The following is a 1,255-nucleotide window of genomic DNA, read 5'->3' as shown; positions in this document are numbered from 1 at the left end:
ACGGAAAAAAGGAGGGAGTTACAGTTGATGATGTAGGTACTGGTGCATTGCCAGAAGCTTTTGAGGTATCTCAAGGGGGGAATGTTCATTTGAGAGATAACTCTATTCAGCTTACAGATATGCATGGCTTTTTGATAGAAAACTTTTCAGGTTATGTAGATGATAATGGCAAGTTGCTTCAAAAATATAATTCACTAGACAGTTTTAAGAAGACAAATATTAAGATTGAAAGTTCTAATATTTCTGTGCAGGGAGAGGGAACACATGGTTTGTATTTTCATGTGTTAGGTCCAGAAGAATCTGCCAATATATTGAATCCAAATGGTAACAAATCTTCAGAAGTAAAAAAAATCATCGCAGGGGCAGCTTCTGTTTCTTTATCAAAGACAATTTTTGAAGTTCCGAATGGTATTGCTATTTGTGCTACGGGGGGTAAAGGCTATAGGGCTGAAGGTACTCTTGAGTTATCAGAAGAATCAAAAATTTCTGGTGATTTGTTGTTAAAAGCTAAAAATAACGCCTCTCTTTCTATTAAAGCTAGCAATTCTGTTCTTATAGGGGGGATGAGTGTTGAAGACACTTCCACTGTTGGATTACAGTTAATGCGTGGCTCGAGATGGTACCTAAAAAAAAGCAAATATAGCGGTTCACAAGAGTCGGATTTTACGTCTTCATCGCTCTCTACGGTGAGCCTTTCCGATAGTACACTTATTTTTGATGACGATATATCTCATGGTTATCAAACGCTGCGCATTGGAAAAAAGACGGATATAAATGAAGGAGACAAAGTAACATTGTCAACGTATAAAAAAGCTTATAGTGCAGAGGGGAATGTTCAGATTAAGCTTAGTACATTTTTGAATGATGAGGGTTTGTTTGATCCTCAAAAGACCGATCGTATTTTGATCTACGGTGATGTTTCTGGAACTACTCTTGTTCATATGCAAAATTTTCTAAAAACTTCAGGCAAAGAGATACGTGACGGGAAAGATCAAAGCATTTCACTGATTCAAGTTTCTGGGAGTGCGCAAGAAGATTCTTTTAAGTTGTCTGGGAGTTATACTACAGTCAATGGTTTTCCTTATCAATATCGTCTTCGTGGTTATGGACCAGGCTCCTCTTTTGGGGAAGCGGATGCTACGCAAAGGTTATTTGAAGGTGATGGAAAGTTTTGGGATTTCCGTCTCGAGGGTATCTATGTTAAACCTGAAGCAGATCCTTCTGAGACTATGTCTATCACACCATCTCCGTCTGT

At 38.2% G+C, this 1,255-nt stretch carries 1 pseudogene; it reads left to right on the top strand.

The annotated features are described in order from the left end of the window. Nucleotides 1-1,255, top strand: a pseudogene (locus GQO39_RS08940) (autotransporter outer membrane beta-barrel domain-containing protein); the annotation flags it as partial.

This window comes from Bartonella refiksaydamii, from assembly GCF_902652675.1.
Taxonomy (GTDB): domain Bacteria; phylum Pseudomonadota; class Alphaproteobacteria; order Rhizobiales; family Rhizobiaceae; genus Bartonella; species Bartonella refiksaydamii.
Note: the sequence above shows the minus strand (reverse complement) of the source record. Positions and strands in the feature narration are given on the sequence as shown.